The sequence below is a fragment of the Microbacterium sp. Z6_144 genome (assembly GCF_057197625.1).
Genome location: NZ_JBXVPT010000002.1, coordinates 335,132 through 358,878 on the forward strand (window position 1 = coordinate 335,132; position 23,747 = coordinate 358,878).

The 23,747-nt window shown below is 69.9% G+C and carries 17 protein-coding genes; 14 read left to right on the forward strand and 3 right to left on the reverse strand.

Annotated features, from left to right (window positions below):
• Positions 1-35: 35 nt before the first annotated feature.
• Positions 36-1,058: a LacI family DNA-binding transcriptional regulator gene (locus AC2DGY_RS13725; protein ID WP_484510313.1), complete on the reverse strand. Its 1,023-nt coding sequence runs from the start codon at positions 1,056-1,058 to the stop codon at positions 36-38.
• A 171-nt stretch (positions 1,059-1,229) separates the two neighbouring features.
• On the opposite strand from AC2DGY_RS13725, the gene xylA reads away from it, so the two are divergent.
• The 4 genes from xylA to AC2DGY_RS13745 all read left to right on the forward strand — a co-directional run bounded on the left by xylA (position 1,230) and on the right by AC2DGY_RS13745 (position 5,738).
• The gene (xylA, locus tag AC2DGY_RS13730) at positions 1,230-2,420 is read left to right on the forward strand and encodes a xylose isomerase (RefSeq protein WP_484510314.1); all 1,191 of its coding nucleotides are present in this window, start codon (positions 1,230-1,232) and stop codon (positions 2,418-2,420) included.
• A 96-nt stretch (positions 2,421-2,516) separates the two neighbouring features.
• Complete coding sequence (gene xylB, locus AC2DGY_RS13735) at positions 2,517-3,914, forward strand: xylulokinase (RefSeq protein ID WP_484510315.1); 1,398 nt, start codon at positions 2,517-2,519, stop codon at positions 3,912-3,914.
• Between the two features lie 40 nt (positions 3,915-3,954).
• The gene (locus tag AC2DGY_RS13740) at positions 3,955-4,650 is read left to right on the forward strand and encodes a ThuA domain-containing protein (protein WP_484510316.1); all 696 of its coding nucleotides are present in this window, start codon (positions 3,955-3,957) and stop codon (positions 4,648-4,650) included.
• The gene (locus AC2DGY_RS13745; RefSeq protein WP_484510317.1) at positions 4,629-5,738 is read left to right on the forward strand and encodes a Gfo/Idh/MocA family protein; all 1,110 of its coding nucleotides are present in this window, start codon (positions 4,629-4,631) and stop codon (positions 5,736-5,738) included. Before AC2DGY_RS13740 ends, AC2DGY_RS13745 begins: the two co-directional genes overlap by 22 nt.
• Positions 5,739-5,750: 12 nt before the next feature.
• Here the strand turns inward: AC2DGY_RS13745 and AC2DGY_RS13750 are convergent, their stop codons facing one another.
• Positions 5,751-6,767 (reverse strand): LacI family DNA-binding transcriptional regulator, encoded by a 1,017-nt coding sequence (locus tag AC2DGY_RS13750; RefSeq protein WP_484510318.1) that lies wholly within the window; start codon positions 6,765-6,767, stop codon positions 5,751-5,753.
• A 254-nt stretch (positions 6,768-7,021) separates the two neighbouring features.
• Here AC2DGY_RS13750 and AC2DGY_RS13755 point away from each other — a divergent pair, with 254 nt between their 5' ends.
• From AC2DGY_RS13755 to AC2DGY_RS13800, 10 genes are all read left to right on the forward strand, one after another.
• A complete protein-coding gene (locus tag AC2DGY_RS13755) occupies positions 7,022-8,386 on the forward strand; it encodes an ABC transporter substrate-binding protein (RefSeq protein WP_484510319.1) in 1,365 nt (454 codons plus the stop codon).
• A gap of 78 nt (positions 8,387-8,464) precedes the next feature.
• Positions 8,465-9,406 (forward strand): carbohydrate ABC transporter permease, encoded by a 942-nt coding sequence (locus tag AC2DGY_RS13760; RefSeq protein WP_484510320.1) that lies wholly within the window; start codon positions 8,465-8,467, stop codon positions 9,404-9,406.
• Complete coding sequence (locus tag AC2DGY_RS13765) at positions 9,403-10,287, forward strand: carbohydrate ABC transporter permease (protein ID WP_484510321.1); 885 nt, start codon at positions 9,403-9,405, stop codon at positions 10,285-10,287. The genes AC2DGY_RS13760 and AC2DGY_RS13765 overlap by 4 nt, the downstream gene beginning before the upstream one ends.
• A gap of 44 nt (positions 10,288-10,331) precedes the next feature.
• A complete protein-coding gene (gene arfA, locus AC2DGY_RS13770) occupies positions 10,332-11,843 on the forward strand; it encodes an arabinosylfuranosidase ArfA (RefSeq protein WP_484510322.1) in 1,512 nt (503 codons plus the stop codon).
• Positions 11,844-11,857: 14 nt separating this feature from the next.
• On the forward strand, positions 11,858-14,206 hold the full coding sequence (locus AC2DGY_RS13775; protein ID WP_484510323.1) for a glycoside hydrolase family 3 N-terminal domain-containing protein: 2,349 nt from the start codon (positions 11,858-11,860) through the stop codon (positions 14,204-14,206).
• The gene (locus AC2DGY_RS13780; RefSeq protein ID WP_484510324.1) at positions 14,203-15,168 is read left to right on the forward strand and encodes a sugar phosphate isomerase/epimerase family protein; all 966 of its coding nucleotides are present in this window, start codon (positions 14,203-14,205) and stop codon (positions 15,166-15,168) included. Before AC2DGY_RS13775 ends, AC2DGY_RS13780 begins: the two co-directional genes overlap by 4 nt.
• A gap of 43 nt (positions 15,169-15,211) precedes the next feature.
• Complete coding sequence (locus tag AC2DGY_RS13785) at positions 15,212-16,927, forward strand: dihydroxyacetone kinase family protein (RefSeq protein ID WP_484510325.1); 1,716 nt, start codon at positions 15,212-15,214, stop codon at positions 16,925-16,927.
• Entirely contained in the window at positions 16,924-17,412 is a 489-nt protein-coding gene (locus AC2DGY_RS13790; RefSeq protein WP_484510326.1) for a ribose-5-phosphate isomerase, read from the forward strand. Before AC2DGY_RS13785 ends, AC2DGY_RS13790 begins: the two co-directional genes overlap by 4 nt.
• Positions 17,409-18,359: a 3-hydroxyacyl-CoA dehydrogenase family protein gene (locus AC2DGY_RS13795; RefSeq protein ID WP_484510327.1), complete on the forward strand. Its 951-nt coding sequence runs from the start codon at positions 17,409-17,411 to the stop codon at positions 18,357-18,359. The genes AC2DGY_RS13790 and AC2DGY_RS13795 overlap by 4 nt, the downstream gene beginning before the upstream one ends.
• Before the next feature lie 230 nt (positions 18,360-18,589).
• The gene (locus AC2DGY_RS13800) at positions 18,590-21,346 is read left to right on the forward strand and encodes an alpha/beta hydrolase (RefSeq protein ID WP_484510328.1); all 2,757 of its coding nucleotides are present in this window, start codon (positions 18,590-18,592) and stop codon (positions 21,344-21,346) included.
• Between the two features lie 57 nt (positions 21,347-21,403).
• On the opposite strand, the gene AC2DGY_RS13805 is transcribed toward AC2DGY_RS13800, so the two are convergent.
• A complete protein-coding gene (locus AC2DGY_RS13805; RefSeq protein ID WP_484510329.1) occupies positions 21,404-23,746 on the reverse strand; it encodes a beta-xylosidase/alpha-l-arabinosidase in 2,343 nt (780 codons plus the stop codon).
• Between the last annotated feature and the right edge of the window lies 1 nt (position 23,747).

Below are 23,747 nucleotides of genomic sequence, written 5' to 3' on the forward strand. Positions count from 1 at the left end.
CCGGGCGTGTCGGTCGCCGCTTCGGGATGCGTTGCTCAGCGGGGAGGGGCGGTGCTTCCGCGCACCACGAGGTGCGTGGCGAGGTCGATCCGGGGAGCGGCGGCATCCCGGTCGGCCGCGGATGCGCGCAGCACGATGCGCGCCGCTTCTGCTCCCATGCGGCGAAGCGGCTGGTGCACCGTCGTCAGGGGCGGGCTGACCCACTGCGCCGGGGCGATGTCATCGAAGCCCACGACGGACAGGTCGTCGGGGACTCGCAGCCCCCGCGCGCGCGCCGCTTCGTACACGCCGAGCGCTTGCAGATCGTTCCCGGCGAAGATCGCGCTCGGAGCGTCGGCGAGCGTCAGCAGCTCGAGCGCGGCCTCGCGACCGCCCTCGACGTGGAACGAGCCGAACCGCACCCATCCCGGGTCGACGGCGAGACCCGCGCTCGCCATCGCCGAGCGGTAACCATCAAGGCGCGCGAGGGAGCACATCATGTCGTCGGGCCCCGTGATCGCGGCGATCCGCGTGTGGCCCTGCTCGATGAGGTGGCGCGTCGCGGCGAGCCCTCCGGCCCAGTTGGCCGAGCCGACCGACGCGACATCGGCCGGCGGATCGCCGGCGGAGTCGACGATGGCGAAGGGGATGTTCTGGGATGCCAGCTGCCGGCGTTGCTCGAGGGGGATGTCCGACACCACGAGCACGATCCCCGCCGGGCGCCGGCGCAGGACGGCCTCCATCCATTCCGGCTCGAGCGAATGGCGGCTGCCACTCTCGGTCACCACGACGGACAGTCCGTGCTCCTTGGCCACTTCCTCCACACCGGCGATGATCTCCATCGACCAGCTGGCTTCGAACTCGTGGAAGACAAGGTCGATCAACTCCCCGCGGTCTCGCCCCGAGGACGCACGCCGGGTGTAGCCGCGCGAGGCGAGCAGTTCCTGGATACGCGCGCGGGTGAGGGGGGAGATGTCGCTACGTCCGTTGAGCACCTTCGAGATGGTGGACAGCGATACTCCGGCCTCGGCCGCGATGTCGACGAGGCGGACACGGGACGTCTCGGTATCGGATGTCATGACCGGATTCTACGGCGAGAGCGAAACTTTCGACGCCGCGCCGTCCCGGCCATCGGCATCCCCGAAACCGGGCCGCACAGGGCCGCGCGGCCATCCCGGAGGGTGTTGACCTCGGCCGTGAGCGCCGATAGGTTGTTTAAGGCAACATTTTTCGACGAGGAAAGAAGAATCATGGCCACCCCCACCCCCGAGGACAAGTTCTCGTTCGGTCTCTGGACCGTCGGCTACAACGGCTCCGACCCCTTCGGCGGCCCGACCCGCCCCGCTCTGGACGTCGTCCACGCCGTTGAGAAGTTGGCCGAGCTCGGCGCGTACGGACTGACCTTCCACGACGACGACCTCTTCGCCTTCGGCTCCACCGATGCGGAGCGTCAGACCGAGATCGACCGCTTGAAGGGCGCGCTGAGCGACACCGGCCTGATCGTGCCGATGGTCACCACCAACCTGTTCAGCGCTCCGGTGTTCAAGGACGGCGGCTTCACCGCCAACGACCGGCAGGTGCGCCGATTCGCCCTGCGGAAGGTCTTCCGCCAGCTCGACCTGGGCGCCGAACTCGGCGCGAAGACCTTCGTCATGTGGGGTGGACGCGAGGGCGCTGAGTACGACTCGTCCAAGGACATCCGTCAGGCCCTCGAGCGCTACCGCGAGGCGGTCAACCTCCTCGGCGACTACGTCACCGACAAGGGCTACGACATCCGCTTCGCCATCGAGCCGAAGCCGAACGAGCCGCGCGGCGACATCCTGCTGCCGACGCTGGGCCACGCGATCGCCTTCATCGACTCGCTCGAGCGCCCCGAGCTGGTGGGCGTGAACCCCGAGGTCGGTCACGAGCAGATGGCGGGCCTGAACTTCGCCGCCGGCATCGCCCAGGCGCTGTACCACGGCAAGCTCTTCCACATCGACCTGAACGGGCAGCGCGGCATCAAGTACGACCAGGACCTCGTGTTCGGCCACGGCGACCTGCACAATGCCTTCGCGCTCGTCGACCTGCTGGAGAACGGCGGCCCGGGCGGCGTGCCGGCCTACGACGGCCCCCGTCACTTCGACTACAAGCCCTCGCGCACCGAGGACGAGAAGGGTGTCTGGGAGTCGGCCGCGGCGAACATGCGCACCTACCTCCTCCTCAAGGAGCGCGCCGCAGCGTTCCGCGCCGACCCAGAGGTGCAGGAGGCGCTCGCCGCCGCCAAGGTCGACGAGCTGTCCACGCCGACCCTCAACGAGGGCGAGAGCTACGACGACTTCCTCGCCGACAGCTCCGCCTACGAGGACTTCGACACGTCGGTGTACTTCGGTGGCAAGGGCGCCGGATTCGTCCGCCTGCAGCAGCTGGCGACCGAGCACCTCCTCGGCGCGCGCGGCTGAGCACGTCCGTTTCCTGAGTCTCCGAGACACCCGGATGCGGCACGAACGCACCCGGGTGTCTTGGACACTCCACGCCGCAGAGAGAGCGAGCATGTGATGGCGTTGGTGGCAGGAGTCGACTCGTCGACGCAGTCGTGCAAGATCGTCATCGTCGACGCCGGCACGGGCGCGATCGTCCGTGAGGGGCGCGCAGCGCACCCCGATGGCACGGAGGTCGACCCGGAGGCCTGGTGGGTCGCGCTCCAGGCCGCGATCGCGAGCGCCGGTGGCCTCGACGATGTCGCGGCCATTTCGATCGGCGGGCAGCAGCACGGGATGGTGGCGCTCGATGCCGCAGGGCGCGTCATCCGGCCCGCCCTGCTGTGGAACGACACACGCTCCGCACAGGCGGCCGCCGACCTCGTCGCCGAGGTGGGGGCCGACGCCTATGCGGCCCGCACCGGCGTCGTGCCCGTCGCATCCTTCACGGCGACCAAGCTCCGGTGGCTGCGGGATGCGGAGCCGGAGAACGCCGCCCGAGTGGCCGCCGTCGCGCTGCCCCATGACTGGCTCACCTGGCGGCTCCGCGGATTCGGCCCGGAGAACCCCGAGCTCGACGCCCTGACGACCGACCGCTCGGATGCCTCCGGCACCGCGTACTGGGGTCCGGACGGGTACGACCGCGAACTGCTCACGGTGGCGCTGGGGCACGACGCCGTCCTCCCGACGGTGCTGGGTCCGGGCGAGAACGCCGGGACGACGCCGGGTGGGGTCCTCGTCGGCCCGGGAGCCGGCGACAACGCGGGGGCGGCCCTCGGGCTGGATGCTGCACCCGGCGACGTCGGCGTCTCCATCGGCACCTCCGGCACCGTCTTCGCCGTGACCGATCACCCGGTGGCCGACCCGACCGGTACGGTCGCCGGATTCGCCGACGCCGCCGGCGGCTACCTCCCCCTGGTCGCCACGCTGAACGCGGCGCGCGTACTCGACGTCACAGCCCGCCTCCTCGGCGTCACCCACGACGAACTGGCCGCACTCGCGCTCGACGCCGTGCCGGGCGCCGGGGGAGTTGTGCTCGTTCCCTGGTTCGAGGGCGAGCGAACCCCCAACCTGCCGAACGCGCGCGCCTCGCTGTCGGGGCTGTCGCTGGGCAACACCACGCGCGAGAACCTCGCCCGCGCCGCCGTGGAAGGGATGCTCGCCGGACTTGCGACCGGTCTCGACGCCATCCGCAGCCTCGGGGTCACCGCCGAGCGCGTGCTCCTGGTGGGCGGCGCGGCACGCAGCGAGGCGGTCGCCCGCATCGCGGCGCAGGTCTTCGACGTTCCCGTGGCCGTACCCGCCCCGGCGGAGTATGTCGCCCTGGGCGCGGCGCGTCAGGCGGCGTGGACGCTGACGGGCGCGCGCCCCTCCTGGCCGGTCGTCCTGGAGCGCGACGCGGTATCGGATGCTCGACCCGAAGTCCGTGCGGCCTACGATGCGATAGCCACCGCCCGCGCGGCCGACGCGCGCTGAAGCCGGCGGCAGCGGGGACGGCCCTCGCGGAGGAGATCACATGAGACACGCACTCGTCGTCCGAGGTGGGTGGGACGGGCACCATCCCCGCGAGTCCACCGAGCTCTTCCTCCCCTTCCTCGAGGAGTCGGGATTCCAGGTGCGGGTGGAGGAGACGAACGACGTCTACGCCGATGCCGAGGCGATGGCCCGCACTGACCTCGTCGTGCAGTCCGTCACGATGTCCACCATCTCCGATGAGGCCCTCCGCGGCCTGCGCGCCGCGGTCGAGAACGGCACCGGACTGGCCGGCTGGCACGGCGGGATCGCGGACTCGTACCGGGCCGCATCCGACTACCTGCACCTCATCGGGGGCCAGTTCGCCACCCACCCCGGCCGACGGCCCGACGAGCGGCCGGGGGACGAGCGCGACAATTTCCTGCCGCACCGGGTGGAGATCACCGCCGCGGGCCGAGCCCACGAGATCACCGCCGGGCTCGACGACTTCGCCCTCGACACGGAGCAGTACTGGGTGCTGCACGACGACCTGATCGATGTGCTGGCGACCACGACGCATCCGGTGCGTCCCTACCACCCCTGGCATCGTCCCGTGGTGAGCCCGGCGGTGTGGACGCGGGAGTGGGGCGCCGGCCGGATCTTCGTCGCCACCCCCGGTCACAGCCCCGATGTGCTCCGCGACCCGAACGTGCGCACCATCATCGAACGGGGGATGCTGTGGGCAGCCCGCACCGCATAGGCATCGTCGGACTCGGGGTGATCTCGCGGCAGTACCTCGAGACCCTCGTCGGGAGTTCCGCGGTACAGATCACCGCGGTGGCCGACCTCGATCCGGCGCGCGCCGACCGCATCGCCGCGACCATTCCGGGCGCTCGGGCCCTCTCGGTGGCGCAGCTCATGGCCGACCCGTCGGTGCAGACCGTGCTCAATCTCACGATCCCCGCCGCGCACGCCGACATCGCCCTCCAGGCGATCGCGGCCGGCAAGGACGTGTACGGCGAAAAACCCCTCGCGGTGGATGTCGCGGAGGCCCGCGCCGTGGTGGACGCCGCCGCACGCGCGGGCTGCCGGCTCGGTGGCGCCCCCGACACGGTTCTCGGCACGGGCGTGCAGACGGCGAGGGATGCGGTCGACTCCGGGACGATCGGACGGGCCGTGGCCGCATCGGCGACCTGGGTGGCCCCCGGCCATGAGCACTGGCATCCGGCGCCCGACTTCTACTACGCCCCCGGCGGCGGGCCGCTTCTGGACATGGGGCCGTACTACCTCACGAGCCTGGTGCACCTGCTCGGGCCGGTGACCACGGTCACGGGCGCCGCGAGCCGCACGCGGTCCGAACGGACGATTCTCACCGGCCCTCGCGCCGGTGAGACCATCCCCGTGGCGGTGGACACGCACGTGACCGGCATCCTCCAGCACTCCGGCGGCGCGGTCTCCACCGTGGTGATGAGCTTCGACGGCGGCGGTACCGCCGCCCCGCCGATCGAGGTGCACGGCGAGCAGGGGTCGATCCAGGTCCCCGACCCGAACCTCTTCGACGGTGTCGTCCGGCTCCGTCGTGTCGGCGACACCGACTGGAGCGACCTGGAGCCCTCCGCGGGGTACGCCGAGGCCGGGCGCGGAGTGGGCCTCATCGACTTCGTGACGACGGAGACCCCTCGCGCGGACGGCGCCATGGCCATGCACGTCCTGGAGGTGATGGAGGGCCTCCTCCGTTCGGCTGCCTCCGGCGAACGGCTCGCGATCACCTCCACCGTGCGGCCGCCCGCGCTCGTTCCGCTCACTCCGCGGGACCGATGGCGGGACGCGTCGTCCCACCCGGGGTAGGCGGACTCGGCGTTACTCGTCGGTGGCGAAACCGGTCGATTCGCGAGCGACGACGGTGAACTCCGGCTGCACGGTGCGCGGGGGTTGCCGCGGGCCCTTCTCCGCGATGCGCTCGAGGAGAAGGTCCACCGCGATCTCCGCGATGCGCTCCTTGCCCGCATCCACGCTCGACAGCGAGGGCACGGAGAAGCGCGCCTCATCGATGTTGTCGAACCCGAGGACGGCCACGTCGTCGGGGACCGCCAGGCCCTCGCCCGCGAGCGCACGGAGCGCACCGAGGCCCAGGGTGTCGTTGAGAGCGAAGACGGCGTCGACCGACACGCCGTCCGCGATCATCGCGTGTACGGCTTCGGCGCCGGCCGCACGCGTCCAGTGCAGGACGGGCCGGATCAGCGCGGGATCCTCGGCGATTCCGGCGGAGGCGAGTGCCTCGCGGTATCCGCGCAGGCGCAGGCTCGCCGAGCTCGATTCCCCGGCGGCGTCTTCGCTGCCCCCCAGAAGGGCGATCCGACGGCGCCCGATCGACAACAGGTGCTCCACGCCTGCGCGCGCGGCCTCGGTGTTGTGGATGGCGACGTGGTCGGTGGGCCCGCCGAAGATGCGGTCGCCCAGCAGGACGAGCGGGTAATCCACGTCGAGCACGGCGGCGTCGCGCTGGCCGAGGCGCACCGGACTGAGGAGCAGGCCGTCGGTGAACCGCCGTCGGCCTCCGGACACCGCCAGAAGCTCCGCCGCCCGGTCGCCGTTCGTCTGTTCGACGACGACCCCGAGTCCGCGGGCTTCTGCGGCACGGATGATGAAGTCCGACAGCTCTGCGAAGTAGTTCTCGCGCAGCGCGGGAACGGCCAGTCCGATGATTCCGGTGCGGCCGGAGCGGAGGCCCTGCGCGGAGGCGTTCGGCCGGTACGCCAGCTGCTCGATGGCCGCCTCCACGCGGCTGCGGGTGCCTGGCCGGACATGGGGGTAGTCGTTGATGACGTTCGACACCGTCTTGATGGACACGCCCGCGACACGGGCGACGTCATGCATCGTCGGCCCCATCGGTCCCCCTCCCGCCGCCGTAGATCCCCACTCTAGGGGCTGGGCCGAGCGCCCCTGATCACCGCCCTCCCGCGGATCGTCCCCCGGCGAGCACCGGATCTTGACACTCGTGAGCGGGGCGTCATAGTGTTTCTACAACGTTGCTCTACAACGTTGTAGAAGCGCTCGGCTTCCCGAACGCCGGTCCTGCACGAGCGTGATCCTGCGTGACAAAGAGGTCTCAGCATCCGAAAGGAAATCCCGTGAAGACAAAGCCGGTCTTTGCTGCCAGCGCCACCGTCGTGCTCGCGGCCGCCCTCGTCTCCTGCACCGGTGGGGGAGGGGGAGGAGGTGGCGACGCCGCCGGCGGCAACGACGCCACCAACTGCACCAACACGATCCCGAAAGAGGACCTGCCCGTCGTCACGATGTGGGCCTGGTACCCGAACATGGAGCTCGTCGTCGACAACTTCAACGAGCAGAACGACGACGTGCAGGTCTGCTGGACCAACGTCGGTCAGGGCGGCGACGAGTACGACAAGTTCCAGACCGCGATCACGGCGGAGACGGGGGCTCCGGACGTCATCATGATCGAGGCCGACCGCATCCCGACCTTCCAGATCCAGGAAGCGATCATCGACATCAGCGACTACGGCTACGAAGACGTCCAGGACGACTACAGCGAGGGTGCGTGGAAGGACGTCTCCGTCGGTGACGGCATCTACGGCGTTCCCGTCGACGGCGGTCCGATGGGCATGATCTACCGCGCCGACATCTTCGATCAGTACGGGATCACCCCGCCCACCACGTGGGCCGAGTACGAAGCGGCCGCGCAGACCGTGAAGGATGCCGGAGGACCCCTGTTCGGCGATCTGGGTGCCAACGTCCCGGCCTCCTTCATGGCGCTGCAGTACCAGGCCGGCGCGCAGCCCTTCACCTATGACTCGGCTTCCCCCGAGACCATCGGCATCGACCTCAACGACGACGCGTCGAAGAAGGTGCTCGACTACTGGGCCGGGCTCGTGGAGAAGGGCCTCGTCGGCACGCAGGACCAGTTCACCCCCGAGTACATCTCCGGTGTCATCGGCGGCGACTACGCCACGTACATCTCGGCGGCCTGGGCGCCGGGATACCTCACCGGCGCGGGTGTCGGCGAGGGGCAGGACGCGGGGGTGTGGAAGACCGCCCCGCTGCCGCAGTGGGACACCAGCAATCCCGTGTCGGTCAACTGGGGTGGATCGGCGTTCTCGGTCACCAGCCAGGCCCGCAACCCCGAGCTGGCGGCGATGGCCGCGTTCGGCCTGTACGCCGACGAGGCATCCCTCGCCGACGGATGGCAGAACCAGGTCATCTTCCCGCTGAACCTCAACGCGCTCAACTCTCCCGAGTTCGTCGACTACGAGGTGCCGTTCTTCGGGGGCCAGCAGGCGAACTCGGAGGTGTACGTGCCGGCGGCCAACGCCTACGAGGGCATGACCTACACGCCGTTCGGCCAGTACTACTTCGACGCCTTCACCGAACAGCTGGCCGCCATCAACGAGGGCTCGGTGTCGGGTTCCGAGGCCGCCGACCGGCTGCAGGAGGACGTCGTCGCCTACGCCGAGGAACAGGGCTTCACCGTCGAGTGAGCCGCTCCGCGTGGGCCGGTCCGCCTACCGGGCCGGCCTACGCGGCGTCGCGTCCATCCGCTTCCCCGGAGGAATCCCATGACCGTTGATCTGGCGCAGAGCGCCACCATCGCCGACGCCGCACCCGCCCGGCGTCCCCGGCGCCGAGGCCGGCAGTCGCTCGTCGGCTGGAGCTTCGTCGCACCGTTCGCGATCGTCTTCCTCGCGTTCCTGGTCGCGCCCCTCCTTTTCGCGCTCTACCTGAGCCTGTTCCAGAACCAGCTCATCGGGGGCACCCGGTTCGTGCTGTTCGGCAACTACGTCAAGGCGTTCACGGACGCCAGCTTCCTGGGCGGGATCTGGTTCGTCCTGCGCTTCTCGCTCGTGCTGATCCCCCTGCAGATGGCCATCTCGCTGGCCGTCGCTCTCATCCTCGACATCGTGACCGGACGATTCGCCCGGTTCTCCCGGCTCATGGTGTTCCTGCCCTACGCGATCCCCGCCGTGATCGGTGCGCTGATGTGGGGCTTCCTCTACAGCAAGAGCTTCGGTCCGCTGGCGGAGCTGTTCGGGATGTTCGGACTCGCAGGTCCTGATTTCCTCAGCCGCGATCTGATCTTCTTCGGGCTGCTGAACATCGTCATCTGGCAGTGGGCCGGTTACTACATGATCATCCTCTACGCCGCGCTCCAGGGGATCGACCCCACTCTGTACGAGGCGGCGCGCATCGACGGGGCCAGCCAGTGGCAGATCGTGCTGCGGATCAAGATCCCCCTCATCGCGCCGGCGCTGGTGCTCATCCTCGTGTTCGCGCTCATCGGCACATTGCAGTTCTTCAATGAGCCGCAGATCCTCCGCTACCTGGCGGCGGGAGCCATCTCCGCCGACTTCACCCCCAACATGTACGCGTACCAGCAGGCCTTCGCCCTGGCGAACTACAACTACGGTTCCGCGATCTCGTTCGCGCTGGGCGCCGTGGTGTTCGTCTGCGTGTACCTGTTCATGTTCATCACCCGTAAGCGGGGGAGCTTCCTCTCATGACCACGGCAGTCGACCGATCACGCCGCTCGGCCACGCGGCGGCAATTCCTTCCGCTGCAACTCCTGCTCGGCTTCCTCGTGGTCTACTTCCTCATCCCGTTCTGGTGGGTGATCGTCAACAGCTCCAAGACGGCGGCCGGCCTGTTCGGCGGGGGAAGCGCGCTGTGGTTCGACGACGTCATCGACTATGCCGGGAACATCTCCCAGCTGTTCACGTTCCAGGACGGCATCTACCTGCGGTGGCTCGCGAACTCGGCTCTCTACGCCGTCGCCGGCGGTCTGGGTGCCACCGTGCTGGCCGTGGCCGCGGGATACGGATTCGCGAAATACCGCTTCGCCGGCCGGCGGGTGAGCTTCGCGATCCTCCTCGGGTCGGTGATGGTACCCACCACCGCGCTCGTCATCCCGACCTTCATCATGTTCTCCGAGCTCGGGCTCACCAATACCATCTGGGCCGTCATCCTGCCCACCCTGCTGAACCCGTTCGGGGTGTACCTCATGCACGTGTACGCCCGCGACGCCGTGCCCGATGAGCTGCTGGACGCCGGCCGGGTGGACGGAGCGAGCGAGTTCCGCATCTTCGTCCAGGTCGCCCTGCCGATGCTGCGCCCCGCGGTGGTCACGGTGCTGCTGCTGTCGATCGTGGCGTCGTGGAACAACTACTTCCTGCCCCTGGCGATGCTGTCGGACAACCGTCTCTTCCCCGTCACCGTCGGGATCGGTCTGTGGCAGGGCATCGCATCGGCCAACAACTCCGGCGGGACCTCGCTGTGGAGCATCATCATCCTCGGCTCCCTTGTCTCCGTCATCCCGCTCGTCATCGCCTTCCTCACCCTGCAGCGCTACTGGCAGGGCGGGTTGTCGATCGGCAGCCTCAAGTGACCGTCTCCGCCCCGTCCGTTCCACCCTCTTCCGGAAAGAAAAGCATGACTTCTGCACGCGTGACCATCGACCCGCACTTCGTCGTCGGAGGCATCGACCGGCGCCTCTTCGGGTCGTTCGTGGAACATCTCGGTCGCTGCGTCTACGACGGGATCTTCGAGCCCTCGCATCCCTCGGCGGATTCGGACGGCTTCCGCTCGGACGTCCTGGAACTCGTCCGCGAACTCGGAGTCTCCACCGTCCGCTACCCGGGCGGGAACTTCGTGTCGGGATACCGCTGGGAGGACGGGGTCGGCCCTCGCGAGGACCGCCCCCGTCGCATCGACCTCGCGTGGCACTCGACCGAGACCAACGAGATCGGGCTGGACGAGTTCGCTCGCTGGTCGGCGAAGGCGGGCAGCGACGTCATGTACGCGGTCAACCTCGGCACCCGGGGCGTGCTCGAGGCGCTCGACGTGCTGGAGTACGCGAACCTGCGCTCGGGGACGTTCTGGTCGGACAAGCGGGTGCACAACGGCAGCCCCGAGCCGCACAACATCCGCATGTGGTGCCTCGGCAACGAAATGGACGGCCCGTGGCAGCTCGGCCACAGCACCGCCGAAGAGTACGGGAGCCTCGCAGCGAAGACGGCCAGCGCGATGCGCCAGGTCGACCCCGACCTGCAGCTGGTGGTCTGCGGGAGCTCCGGCGCGGGGATGCCCACCTTCGGTGAGTGGGAGCGCGTCGTGCTCGAGCGGACCTACGACGACGTGGACTTCATCTCGTGCCACGCCTACTACGAGCCGAAGAACGGCGACTACGCGAGCTTCCTGGCGTCGGCCACCGACATGGATCGCTTCATCGACGCCGTCGTCGCGACCGCGGATCACGTCAAGGCGGCACGTCGGAGCGACAAGACGATCGACATCTCCTTCGACGAGTGGAACGTCTGGTACCAGTCGCGCTACAACGACGAGGAGAAGATCACCGACATCGAACAGTGGCCGGTCGCCCCGCGCCTGCTCGAGGACGCCTACTCCGTCGCGGACGCCGTCGTCGTCGGCAACCTCCTCATTTCGCTCCTCCGCCACGCGGACCGCGTGAAGTCCGCAAGCCTGGCTCAGCTGGTGAACGTCATCGCCCCGATCATGACCGAACCGGGCGGTCCGGCGTGGCGCCAGACGACGTTCTTCCCGTTCGCCGAGACGGCCCGGCTCGCGCGCGGGAACGCGCTCGAGGTGCGTCTGGAGGCACCCGAGTACGACACCGCGCTGTACGGAAAAGTCCCCGTCGTCGACGCTGTCGCCACCCACGATCCCGAGAGCGGCGAGACGACGCTGTTCGTCGTCAACCGCAGCCTCGAGGAGGAGATCACGCTCGACATCGACGCGACCATGCTGGGTGCCGTCGGGGTCGTGTCCGCGGTCGGGCTGCACGACGCCGACATCCACGCCGCCAACACCCTCGACGACCGTGAGCGGGTGGGCCTGCAGGACATCGCCACCCGGCAGGTCGACCAGCACACGGTGGAGCTCACGCTGCCGCCCGTGTCGTGGGCGGCCGTGACCCTCCGGTGAGCTCGGGTGACACGATGACGGATACGCCCATCACCGACCGACCGACGGCGCCGCCGGTGTGGCGGAACCCCGAAGCGGACCCGGAAGCGCGCGTGGAGGCCCTCCTGGCGGAGATGTCCCGCGAGGAGAAGCTCGGTCAACTGGGGAGCCACTGGGAGGACACGCGGGACGCGTCGCAGATCATCGCCCCCATGCAGGACGTCCTGGCGCGCGGCAGGCGCCCGTTCGAGGAGGCGGCCGCCTCCGGGATCGGGCACCTCACGCGCGTCTTCGGAACCACGCCCGTCGACCCGCGCGACGGGATGGAGAAGGTGCGGGCAGCTCAGCAGTTCCTCCGCACCCGCACCCGGCTCGGCGTCCCGGCGATCGTGCACGAGGAGTGCCTGACCGGCTTCACCACCCTCGGGGCGACCGTGTATCCCACCCCGCTGGCGTGGGCCGCCACGTTCGACCGCGACCTCGTGCGTGAGATGGCCTCCGCCATCGGCGACGACATGCGCGCGGTCGGGGTGCACCAGGGGCTGTCTCCCGTGCTCGACGTCGTGACGGACTATCGGTGGGGCCGTGTGGAGGAGACACTGGGCGAAGACCCCTTCGTGGTGGCGACGCTCGCGACCGAGTACGTGCGGGGGATGCAGGGAAGCGGGGTGATCGCGACGCTCAAGCACTTCGCCGGTCACGCGTCCTCTCGCGGCGGGCGCAACCACACGCCGGTCTCCATGCGCGAGCGCGAACTGCGCGACCTCGTGCTCCCGCCCTTCGAGATGGCGGTACGGACCGGCGCCGTCGGCAGTGTCATGAACTCCTACACCGAGACCGACCGGGTGCCCGCAGCCGCCGACCGCTGGCTGCTCACGGAGGTCCTCCGGGACGAGTGGGGTTTCCGGGGAACCGTCGTCTCGGACTACTGGGCGATCGCCTTCCTCAAGTCCCAGCATCGGGTGGCCGCGTCGATGGCCGATGCCGGTCGGCTCGCCCTCCACGCCGGCATGGATGTCGAACTGCCCGACACGTCGGCGTACACGCAGCTGGGGGTCGACGATCCGGATCCCGATCGCACGGCGGCGGAGATTGATACGGCCGTGCGGAGGGTGCTTCGGCAGAAGCTGGATCTCGGGCTCCTCGACGACGGATGGGCGCCGGCGGAACCGCAGCCGCACGACCTCGACAGCGCCCGGAACCGGAGCGTGGCGCGACGCCTCGCGGAGGAATCGATCATCCTTCTCGACAACCCCGAACGCGTCCTGCCGCTGTCCCCGTCCACCGGCCGCGTGGCGGTCGTCGGACCCGGCGCGCGCGATCCCCGTGTCCTCCTGGGCGCGTACTCGTATCCGATCCACGTGCTGCCGCGCCATCCCGAGTTCGGGCTCGGCATCGCCGCGCGGACCATCGCGGAAGCGGTGGCCGACGCCCTCCCCGACGCCGAGGTGGTCGCCGAAGACGGCACGCCGCTCGTCGATGCGCCGGCCGCCGGAGATGTCGAGCGCGCGGTCACGGCGGCCCGCACCGCCGATGTCGCCGTCGTGGTGGTGGGGGACCGCGCCGGAATGTTCGGCCGGGGCACGTCGGGCGAGGGATCGGACGCGCCGGATCTGGATCTTCCCGGTCACCAGACGCGCCTGGTCGAGGAGGTGCTCGCCACCGGTACGCCGGTCGTTCTCGTCGTGGTGTCCGGCCGGCCCTACGCCCTCGGGCGGTTCGTCGGACGCGCCGCGGCGATCGTGCAGGCGTTCTTCCCCGGGGTGGAGGGGGCGGGGGCCATCGCGCGCGTGCTCACGGGGCAGGTCAACCCGTCGGGGCACCTCCCGGTTCAGGTTCCGCACACCGGCGCGGCCATCCCGCACACCTACCTCGCCCCGCCGCTGGGACAGGACGGCGACCGCATCAGCAATCTGTCGATCGCCCCGTCCTTCCCGTTCGGTCATGGCCTCTCCTATACCCGGTTCAGCCTGGTCGACCTCGCGGTCGACGCCGAGGAGGTGGATGTGGCAGGGACCGTGCACGCGATCGTCGATGTGGTCAACACCGGCGATCGCGAGGGCGGCGTCGTGGTGCAGCTGTACGCGGGCGATCCGGTCGCCCAGGTCACGCGGCCGGTGGCGCAGCTGGTCGGCTACGCGCGCGTGGCTCTGGCGGCCGGCGAGGCCGCGAGGGTGACCTTCACCCTCTCCGCCGATCGCTTCTCGTTCACGGGGCTCGACCGGCGCCGCATCGTCGAGCCCGGCGCGATCGACCTCTTCGCGGGGCTTTCGCTTGCGCGGACGACGGAGCCGGTGCGGATCACGCTGACCGGCGGCGTCCGTGTCGTCGGGGATCCGGTCCTGGACACCCCCGTTCGCATCGAGAGGAAAACCGACGGATGACCGCATGGACGGCCGAGACATGGCCCATCGCCGCAGCCGCGCTGCCCTTTCCGGGGACGCTGCGCGACGGCACGGCCGTGACGGATGCCGATGCCGAGGTCTGGGCGGCAGACCTGACCGAGATCGCCGACGCGGGGTTCGACATGCTCGATGTCACGGACTCGTGGGTGAGGCTGGCCGACCTCTCGCCGGGCCGGCTTTCGGAGTTCGTCGCCACCGCGACCGCGTGCGGCGTCGAACCCGTCTCGCTCTCCGCGATCCGGCGGAGCGTGATCGACCCGGCCCATGGTGGGGAGAACCTGGCGTACAGCCATCGGGTGATCGAGGCCGCCGCATCCGCGGGCATCCGAACGGTGTCCTTCGGGTTGCATCGCCCGCTGACACCGGCGCAGTCGGCTCAGCTGTGGTTCTGGACGGTGGAGGGACCGCACGACGACCCCGCGGACTGGGACCTCGCCGTGGCGCGACTGCGAGAGCTCGGCGCGCACGCCGAGGAAGCCGGCATCCTGATGTCCCTCGAGATGTACGAAGACACCTTCCTCGGCTCGGGAGATCTGGCCGTGCGCCTGGTCGAGGAGATCGGCCTGGACAACGTCGGGCTCAACCCCGACATCGGCAACCTCATTCGCCTCCATCGCCCGGTCGAGCGCTGGGAGGAGCTGGTGGAGAAGACCCTGCCGTATGCGAACTTCTGGCACGTGAAGAACTACGTCCGCGACGAGGATGTCGCCGGGGACTTCTACTTCGCTGCCCCGTCCCCGCTGTCGACAGGGGTCATCGACTACCGGTGGGCCTTCCGATACGCCCTCGAGCAGGGGTTCCAGGGGGTCATCTGCCTGGAGAACTACGGCGGCGACGGACTGAGTGTCTGCGCCGAGAACCGCGACTACCTGCGCAGGTACGTGCTGCCCCGCCGCGAGGGCCATGCGCGCGGCACCAGTCGCGTCCGCCAACTGCAGTGACACCGCCCAGGCGAGAGACAGGGCCAATGCGAGGGAGACACCCATGACGCGTATTGCCAACAAGCCCGACGACTTCGTCGCGGAGGCGCTCGAAGGATTCGTGGCCGCGAACGCCAGCGTCGTCCGCGCGGTCGACGGCGGAGTCGTCCGTGCGGTGCCCGCCGAGGAGGGGTCGGTCGCCGTGGTCGTCGGCGGCGGCTCCGGGCACTACCCCGCTTTCGCCGGTGTCGTCGGTCCGGGAATGGCAGCGGGCGCGGTGTGCGGGAACATCTTCACGTCCCCCTCCGCCGGTCAGGCGTATCGCGTCGGCCGGGCAGCGGACGCCGGCGGGGGAGTGCTGTTCTCCTACGGCAACTACGCCGGCGACGTGATGCACTTCGGCGAGGCGCAGGATCGTCTGCGCAGCGAAGGGATCGACACGCGCACGGTGCTCGTCACCGACGACATCGCGAGCGCCCCGATCGAGGACTGGACCGCCCGTCGCGGGATCGCGGGCGACTTCGTCGTGTTCAAGATCGCGGGAGCGGCCGCCGAACGCGGCGACGACCTCGACGAGGTCGAACGACTCGCGCAGCGGGCGAACTATCGCACGCGCTCCCTCGGGGTGGCCTTCGGTGGCTGCACCTTTCCCGGCGCCGATGCCCCGCTGTTCACCGTCCCCGAGGGCATGATGTCCATCGGCCTCGGCATCCACGGTGAACCCGGCATCCGCGACGTGCCGCGGACCGGCTCGCGGGATCTCGCCCGCCAGCTGATCGAACAGCTACTCGAGGATGTGCCGGACGACCGCGCCGACCGCGTCGCCGTGCTCGTCAACGGGCTGGGGGCGGTGAAGTACGAGGAGCTCTTCGTCCTCTACCGCGACGTCGCCGCGCTGCTCGCCGATGCCGGTCTGACGATCGTGCAGCCCGAAGTGGGCGAACTCGTCACGAGCCTGGACATGGCCGGGGCCTCGGTGACGCTGGTCTGGCTGGACGACGAGCTGGAGCCGTTGTGGGCGGCGCCGGCGGAGTCGGCGGCCTACCGCAAGGGCTCGCTGGTGCCCGGGCGCGTGGTGACCGGCGCCCGCGCCGGGGCGGCAGCGGAGGAGCCGGCCGAGGTCGTGGCCGAGGCATCCCCGGCTTCGCAGGCCGCTGCCGAGGTGGCGGTGGGTCTGCTGAGCGTCGCCCGCGACGTGGTCGCGGCCCACGCCGAGGAACTGGGTCGTCTGGATGCGATCGCCGGCGACGGTGACCACGGCGTCGGGATGCGGACGGGGACCGAGGCTGCGTACGCCGCCGCCGACCCGCGTCGCGGTATCTCGCGGATGCTGTCGGACGCCGGCGACGCGTGGAGTGAGAAGGCCGGGGGTACCTCGGGGGCGCTGTGGGGCGCGATGCTCCGCGCGGTGGGAGCGGCCTTCGAAGGCGACGAGCCCGACACCCGCGACACGATCGCCACGGCGGCCACCGCGGCCCTGCGGGTGGTGCGCGCTCGGGGAGGCGCCCACGTGGGAGACAAGACGATGGTCGACGCGATCGGCCCGTACGTCCGGGTCCTCGGCGATCGGCTCCGAGACGGCGCGACGATCGCCGATGCGCTCTCCGACGCCGCGGCGGCGGCCACGTCCGCCGCGGAGGGGACGGCCGCGATGCGGCCGGCCCTCGGCCGGGCTCGGCCGCTGGCGGAGAAGAGTGTCGGCCACCCGGATCCGGGTGCGACGTCGTTCGCGCTGATCGTCACGGCGATCGCCTCAGACGCAAGGGAAGGATCACGATGAACGAACCACTCCGCATCGTCGTCGGAAGCGACGACGCCGGATACGAGTACAAGACGGCGCTCAAGGCGCTGCTCGAGCAGGACGACCGCGTGGCGGAGGTCGTCGACGTCGGGGTCGGCAGCGACCAGGCCACGGCATACCCGCACGTCGCGGTGGCCGCCGCCCGGCGCGTCGCGGCCGGTCAGGCAGATCGCGCGCTGCTGGTCTGCGGCACCGGGCTGGGGGTCGCGATCTCGGCCAACAAGGTCCCCGGCATCCGCGCGGTCACTGCGCACGACTCGTACTCCGTCGAACGCAGCGTGCTCAGCAACGACGCCCAGGTGTTGACGATGGGGCAGCGGGTCATCGGCCTGGAACTGGCCAAGCGCCTGGTCTCGGAGTGGCTCGGCTACCGCTTCGACCCGACCTCGGCGTCCGCGGCGAAGGTGGCGGTCATCGACGAGTACGACTCCGCCCCCGGCGACACGACCGGTGGAACCCCATGAGCCGGGTGGCGATCATCGGAAGCGGCTACATGGGGGGAGGCATCGCCCAGGTGTGCGCGATCGCCGGGCACACCGTTGTGATCACCGACGCCACCCCGGAGATCGCCGAGGCGAACCTCGCACGGCTCGTGGCCGAGGCGAACGAGTTCGAGCAGCAGGGGCTCTTCCCCGCCGGCGCGTCCGCCCTGGTGGCGGCGAACGTCAGCGCTGCCGCCGACATCGAATCCGCCGTGGCCGACGCCGACTTCGTGGAAGAGGCGGTGCCCGAGCGCCTGGAGCTCAAGCACGAGACCCTCGCGCGCATCTCCCGCGCGACCGGGACGGCGGTGATCGGCAGCAACACCTCGACGATCTCGATCAACCGCCTGGCCTCGGCGGTCGAGCGGCCCGAGCGCTTCGTCGGGGTGCACTTCTCCAATCCCGCCCCCTTCATCCCCGGCGTGGAGATCATCCCGCATGACACCACCGGCGACGAAGCCATCCGCGTCGCGATGGAGATCGTCCGCAGCACCGGCAAGACGCCGGCGCGGGTGCGCGATGCCACCGGCTTCGTCCTCAACCGCTTGCAGTACGCCCTGTTCCACGAGGCGACGCAACTGGTGGACGAGGGCGTGGCCTCGGTGGAGGACATCGACGCCATCGTGCGGTCGACGTTCGGCTTCCGGATGCCCTTCTTCGGCCCGTTCGCGATCGCCGATATGGCCGGTCTCGATGTGTACGCCTTCTGTTACCGGTCGCTGCAGGAGGACTTCCCCGAGCGCTTCGCCACTCCGCAGATCCTGCAGGAGAACGTGGACCAGGGCCGCCTGGGCACGAAGACCGGGGGAGGGTTCCGCGAACTGGACGCCGACCGCATCGCGGAGCTCATCGCGTATCGCAACCGCGCGTACGTGCGGATGTCGGAGCTTCTCGCCGAATTGGGCCCCTCCCCGTTCGATCAGGATTGAGCCGCGCTCCTGCCGCGGCGGGGCACGCCGGCCGGTGATTCACAACGTTGCACAGTGGCTCTTGACCGCGCGCAGCGGCCCTGCCAGAGTGTCGCGTACGGCATTTACGACGTTGTAAATCCTCCGTGGGATGTCGCGACGTCGTCGATCCCGTTCCCCCCAAACCGGCTCGCGCGAGCTCGCCTTGTCGAGCCCGCAGGGCCGGGCAGGTCACACGAGATGAGGAATCGATGGAGATCACATCCCAGAGCCGGCCCTCGCGCCGGACTCCGAGCGCCCGGCGGGCGGTGGCGCTGCTCACGGCAGCGGTCCTCGCCCTGGCCGGGCTGGCCGCGGCGGCGCCCGCGGCGGCGGCGGAACCGTGGATCACCGTGCAGGATGACGGCTACCTTCGCATCGCCGTACCCAACGCTGCGGTGGAGGAGGCCGTCGGGCCCGTGTCGCAGGTCGTCGTCGAAGGCAACTTCGGCCCCTCGCACAACTGGGCGCAGATCGGCCTGCAGCGCAGCGGCGCGAACTGGACCGCGACCTACGGCCCGTTCGAACCGGGCCTGTACTACTACCAGGTCACCGGCGACGACAGCAAAGTACTCAAGGACACCAGCAACCCCACGAGCGTGGCATCTGAGCCGGAATGGAGCACGTTCTTCATCCCGGGTGAGTCCGCCGCCCTCCTGGCCGACGCACCGGAGGAGGCCGGCACCGTCCAGAGCCTCACCTACGACAGCTCGGTGGCCGACGAGGAGCGCGAGGCGCTCGTCTGGGTGCCGCCGACCTACAAGCCCAAGGGGAAGAAGTTCCCGGTGCTGTACCTGCAGCACGGCGGCGGCCAGAGCTACCGCGACTGGGTCGAGGTCGGGCGTGCCGAGCAGATCCTGGACAACCTGTGGCTCTCCGGGCAGCTGGAGGACATGCTCGTCGTGATGGGCAACGGCAACGTCCCCGACTTCCCGGCCGAGCTCCTCGACAACATCGTTCCCGCCGTGGAAGACGCCTACAACGTCGCCCCGGGAAAGAAGAAGCGGGCACTCGCCGGCCTGTCGATGGGCGGCGGACAGACCTTCGAGGTCTTCAGCGAGCACCCGGGCGAGTTCGCGGCGATCGGCACCTTCGGCGCGGGTCGCTTCGGCGAGCTCGACGACATCCCCGTCAAGAAGATGAACAACCGCACCGACCTGTTCCGCGTGTACGTCGGGAACAAGACCGATGTCGCCTACAACGACGTCTTCGACTCGTTCCAGAAGTTCGACGCCGTCGGCCTGGAGTACCAGTTCGACGGGGTGAACCCCGACGCCGGGCACAACTGGAACGCGTGGCAGGAGAACCTCATCGACTTCGCCCCGCGCCTGTTCACCCGGAACCCGGGCGACCCGGGCATGAGCGAGGGACACCTCCCGCTCACGGAGCGCTTCGAGCCCCCGGCGACCGGCACGACGCCGACGCCGTGGATCTCGGAGGACGGCTATGTCACGTTCGAGACGACGACCGAGTTCGCCGACGCCGAGTATGTCTCGGTCTGGGCGAACTGGGCACCGGGCGGAAGCTGGCTGCGCGTGGAGATGACCAGGGTGGGAGACCGCTGGCGTGCCACGGTGGGGCCGCTCGAGCAGAAGTTCTACCACTACCGCTTCATCGTCGACCGGCAGTCGGTCAAAGACACCTCGAACCCGACATCGGTGACGTCGGAGCCCGCGTGGAGCACCTTCCTCGTTCCGGGTGAAGGGTCACGCGTGCTGTCGGATGTCCCGGCCGGTTCCGGTGGCGACCTCGACGTCATGTCGTACCAGAGCAGCGTCGCCGGCCAGGAGCGCAGCGCCTACGTCTGGACGCCTCCCGGCTACGACGCCGACCGCGCCGAGCCCTATCCGCTGTTCGTGCTCAACCACGGCGGTGGGCAGAGCTGGACCGACTGGGTGGAGGTCGGGCGTGCGCGTCAGATCCTCGACAACCTGTTCCTCGACGGCAGCATCCAGCCCATGGTCGTCGTCATGCCCAACGGCAACGTCAACGACTACCCGCGGGAGCTGTTCGAGAACGTCGTCCCGGTGACCGAGGAGCGCTACAACGTCAGCGAGAACCCGCTGAAGCGTGCCCTCGCCGGCCTGTCGGCCGGTGGTGCGCGCACGGTGTCGGTGCTGAAGGCGCACCCGGGCGAGTTCGCGTACATCGGAACCTTCGCGGCCGGATTCGGCGGCACCGCCGGGGTCGACGTCGAGGCCATCAACGCCGGGACCGAATTGTTCCGGCTCTACACCGGAGACATCACCGACTTCACGTACGGCTCGGTGATGAACTCGCTGCCCGTCCTCGACCAGGCCGGGATCGAGTACGAGTTCGCCGGCGTGACGGTCGGCCCGCACGGATGGGATGTGTGGCAGAAGAATCTCATCGACTTCGCGCCGCGGCTGTTCCAGAACGTGCCGGCTGACACCACCCGTCCGCAGGCGACCTTGGTCTCGCCGACGACGGCCGGTCCGTTCGGTGCCGTAGACGTGCGGGTGGAGGCGTCCGACCTCGGTGGCCTGGAGCGCATCGTCGCGAACATCTATCAGGGCGGCACGCTGGTTCAGAGCACGCAGTCCGCGATGAACGGGGCGGAAAGCGGCACGCATTCGGCGACGGTCACCCTGCCGTCGGGTGCGTACACGGTGAAGTACAACGCGCACGACCGGGCGGGGAACATCTCGGAGACCGGCACCTTCGCGTTCACCGTCGACGTGGATGCGCCGGTTGCGACGGTGAAGGACGGCGCGGAGTTCACGGTGGCCACCGGCGACACCTTCGACGTCGTCAGCTACAAGCTGCATGACGTCGGCGGCGTGGACAGGGTCGTCATCAACGGGCAGACGAAGGACCTCACGAACAACGCGTGGTCTGACGTCAACTTCCTGCGCCCCGGCACCTTCGGGGCCGTGCAGGGGGAGAACACGATGGTCGTCTACGACGTGGTGGGCAACGCCGCGACGTACACGTTCGTCCTGAACTGACCCGGACGCCGATGCCCTCTCCCACGGTTCGCGGGAGAGGGCATCGGCGCGTTCGGATCAGACGGTGCCCGCCGGAATCGGTACGGCCTCGGGATCCCCACCGCCCCCGACGACCGTCTCGGACGTCGCCGTCGCCAGCCGCCCGTCCGCGGCGGTGACGGCGTGCACGCCGCCGGTGATCTCCAGAGTTGCCTCGACATCGCGCTCCGCGCAGGACGGACCCACCCACAGCTCGACGCGGCCCGGTTCCACGACGCGCCGGCCCGACCGGTCGGTGAAGGCCAGACGGGCGGTCGGGACGCGGAAGGTGACGCGCGTGGAAGCACCCGGTTCCAGGACGACGCGCTCGTAAGCGAGCAGCTGCGCGACGGGCCGGGTCATGCTGCCCACCACGTCGTGACCGTAGAGCTGCACGACGTCGGCGCCGGCAACGGAGCCGACGTTTCGGACCGTCACGGCGACGGTGACGTGGTCGCCGGCGACCACCGTGGCATCGGCGGTGAGATCGGTGCGCTCGAAGGTCGTGTAGCTCAGACCGTGACCGAAAGGCAGGAGCGGGGTCGGGTCGGCGCTGGTCACGCCGCTGCGGCCACCCAGCGGCGGATGCAGGTAGGTGTAGGGCTGTGCGCCGGCCGACCGCGGGAGCGACACCGGGAGCCGGCCCGAGGGGTTCACCCGGCCGGAGAGGACCGCCGCGATCGCGTCCCCTCCCTCTTCACCCGGGAAGAACGACTGCACGACCGCGGCGGTCGCGTGAGGGCCGGACAGCGCCCAGCCGATCGCGTAGGGCCGCCCCGACACGACGACGAGCACGACGGGCGTGCCGGTTTCGACGACCGCCTCGACGAGCTGGCGCTGCAGCCCCGGCAGTTCGAGGTCGTCGACGTCGTTGCCCTCGCCGACCGTCCCGCGGCCGAACAGGCCGGCGCGGTCGCCGACCACCACCACCGCGACGTCCGCCGCACGCGCGGCCTCCACGGCCGCGGCGATTCCGGACCGATCGGACCCTTCCACCTCGCATCCGGCAGCCCAGTCCACGACGGCGCCGGGGAATTCCCCGCGTACGGCATCGAGGATGGTCGGGATGTCGATGCCCAGCGGAACCCCGGGGTGGTGGGCGAGCACGTGATTGGCGAAGGAGTAACAGCCCATGAGCGCTTCGGACGAATCGGCGTTGGGCCCCACGAGGGCGATGCGCGGCACGGATGCGGCGGCCAGGGGCAGCGTGTCGTCGTTGGCGAGCAGGATCACCGACTCCGCCGCGAGCCGGCCCGCGATGTCACGATGGCGCGGCGAGTCGAGGTCGACAGCGGCCGGCGGCGCGGCGAAGGACTCGTCGAGGAGTCCGAGCCGTTCCTTCTGCTCCAGCACCCGCAAGACCGCCCGGTCGAGGAGCGCCTCATCCATACGCCCGTCGCGGATGCGCGTGAGCATCGGTTCGGCGAAGGCGTCGGCGGTCGGGAGCTCCACGTCGATGCCGGCACTCAGGGCCAGTTCGGCCGCTTCACCCAGGTCGCCGGCGACGGCGTGGGTGGAGTGGAGGAAGGCCACGGCGAAGTAGTCCGAGACCACGACGCCGTCGAACCCGAGCTCATCGCGGAGGAGCTCGTCGAGGTACGCGGGGCTGGCGGCCACCGGCTCACCGTCGATCTCGGCGTAGGAGTTCATCACCGAGCGGGCGCCGCCGTCGCGGAGCGCCATTTCGAACGGCGGCAGCAGCACGTCCGCGATCTCGCGGGGTCCGGCGTGCACGGGCGCGTGATTGCGCGCCGCCTGCGACGCGGAGTACCCGAGGAAGTGCTTCAGGGTGGCGTCCACGCCCGCCCTCTGGAGACCCTGGACGTAGGCGGTTCCGATCGTGCCGACGACATATGGATCCTCGGCGATGCATTCGTCGACGCGTCCCCAGCGGGGGTCGCGGATGACATCGAGCACGGGAGCGAGCCCCTGATGGATGCCGAGCTCCCGCATCGATCCGCCGATGACCTCGGCCATCTCGGCCACGAGCGCGGGGTCGAACGACGCCCCCCACGCCAGCGGAGTCGGGAAGGTGGCGGCCTTCCATGCCGCGAGCCCCGTGAGGCACTCCTCGTGGACGATCGCGGGAATCCCCAGGCGCGTCTCCGCAACCAGGCGGCGCTGCTCGTTCCACAGCCAGCCGGCCCGTTCGGCGGGGTCGACCGGGCGGGTCCCGTACACGCGGGTGAGGTGGCCGAGCCCGTGCGTGGTGGCGTCGGCGTATTTGGTCGACGTGGCCATCTCGTTCGCGAGCGGGGCGACGACTTCACCGCCCTGGTCGACCCAGTAGCCGACGAGCTGCGCGGCCTTCTCTTCGAGGGTCATCTGGGCCAGCAGCGCGCGCACGCGCGCCGAAGGCTCCTCCGTACCTGACGGTGACATG

Bases quoted from the DNA above. Each gene is read 5' to 3' on its own strand.
- AC2DGY_RS13805 (WP_484510329.1), bottom strand. From the start codon at position 23,746: ATGTCACCGTCAGGTACGGAGGAGCCTTCGGCGCGCGTGCGCGCGCTG.
- AC2DGY_RS13725 (WP_484510313.1), bottom strand. From the start codon at position 1,058: ATGACATCCGATACCGAGACGTCCCGTGTCCGCCTCGTCGACATCGCG.
- AC2DGY_RS13750 (WP_484510318.1), bottom strand. From the start codon at position 6,767: ATGCATGACGTCGCCCGTGTCGCGGGCGTGTCCATCAAGACGGTGTCG.
- xylA (WP_484510314.1), top strand. From the start codon at position 1,230: ATGGCCACCCCCACCCCCGAGGACAAGTTCTCGTTCGGTCTCTGGACC.
- AC2DGY_RS13790 (WP_484510326.1), top strand. From the start codon at position 16,924: ATGAACGAACCACTCCGCATCGTCGTCGGAAGCGACGACGCCGGATAC.
- arfA (WP_484510322.1), top strand. From the start codon at position 10,332: ATGACTTCTGCACGCGTGACCATCGACCCGCACTTCGTCGTCGGAGGC.
- AC2DGY_RS13795 (WP_484510327.1), top strand. From the start codon at position 17,409: ATGAGCCGGGTGGCGATCATCGGAAGCGGCTACATGGGGGGAGGCATC.
- AC2DGY_RS13785 (WP_484510325.1), top strand. From the start codon at position 15,212: ATGACGCGTATTGCCAACAAGCCCGACGACTTCGTCGCGGAGGCGCTC.
- AC2DGY_RS13775 (WP_484510323.1), top strand. From the start codon at position 11,858: ATGACGGATACGCCCATCACCGACCGACCGACGGCGCCGCCGGTGTGG.
- AC2DGY_RS13740 (WP_484510316.1), top strand. From the start codon at position 3,955: ATGAGACACGCACTCGTCGTCCGAGGTGGGTGGGACGGGCACCATCCC.
- AC2DGY_RS13760 (WP_484510320.1), top strand. From the start codon at position 8,465: ATGACCGTTGATCTGGCGCAGAGCGCCACCATCGCCGACGCCGCACCC.
- AC2DGY_RS13780 (WP_484510324.1), top strand. From the start codon at position 14,203: ATGACCGCATGGACGGCCGAGACATGGCCCATCGCCGCAGCCGCGCTG.
- AC2DGY_RS13800 (WP_484510328.1), top strand. From the start codon at position 18,590: ATGGAGATCACATCCCAGAGCCGGCCCTCGCGCCGGACTCCGAGCGCC.
- xylB (WP_484510315.1), top strand. From the start codon at position 2,517: ATGGCGTTGGTGGCAGGAGTCGACTCGTCGACGCAGTCGTGCAAGATC.
- AC2DGY_RS13765 (WP_484510321.1), top strand. From the start codon at position 9,403: ATGACCACGGCAGTCGACCGATCACGCCGCTCGGCCACGCGGCGGCAA.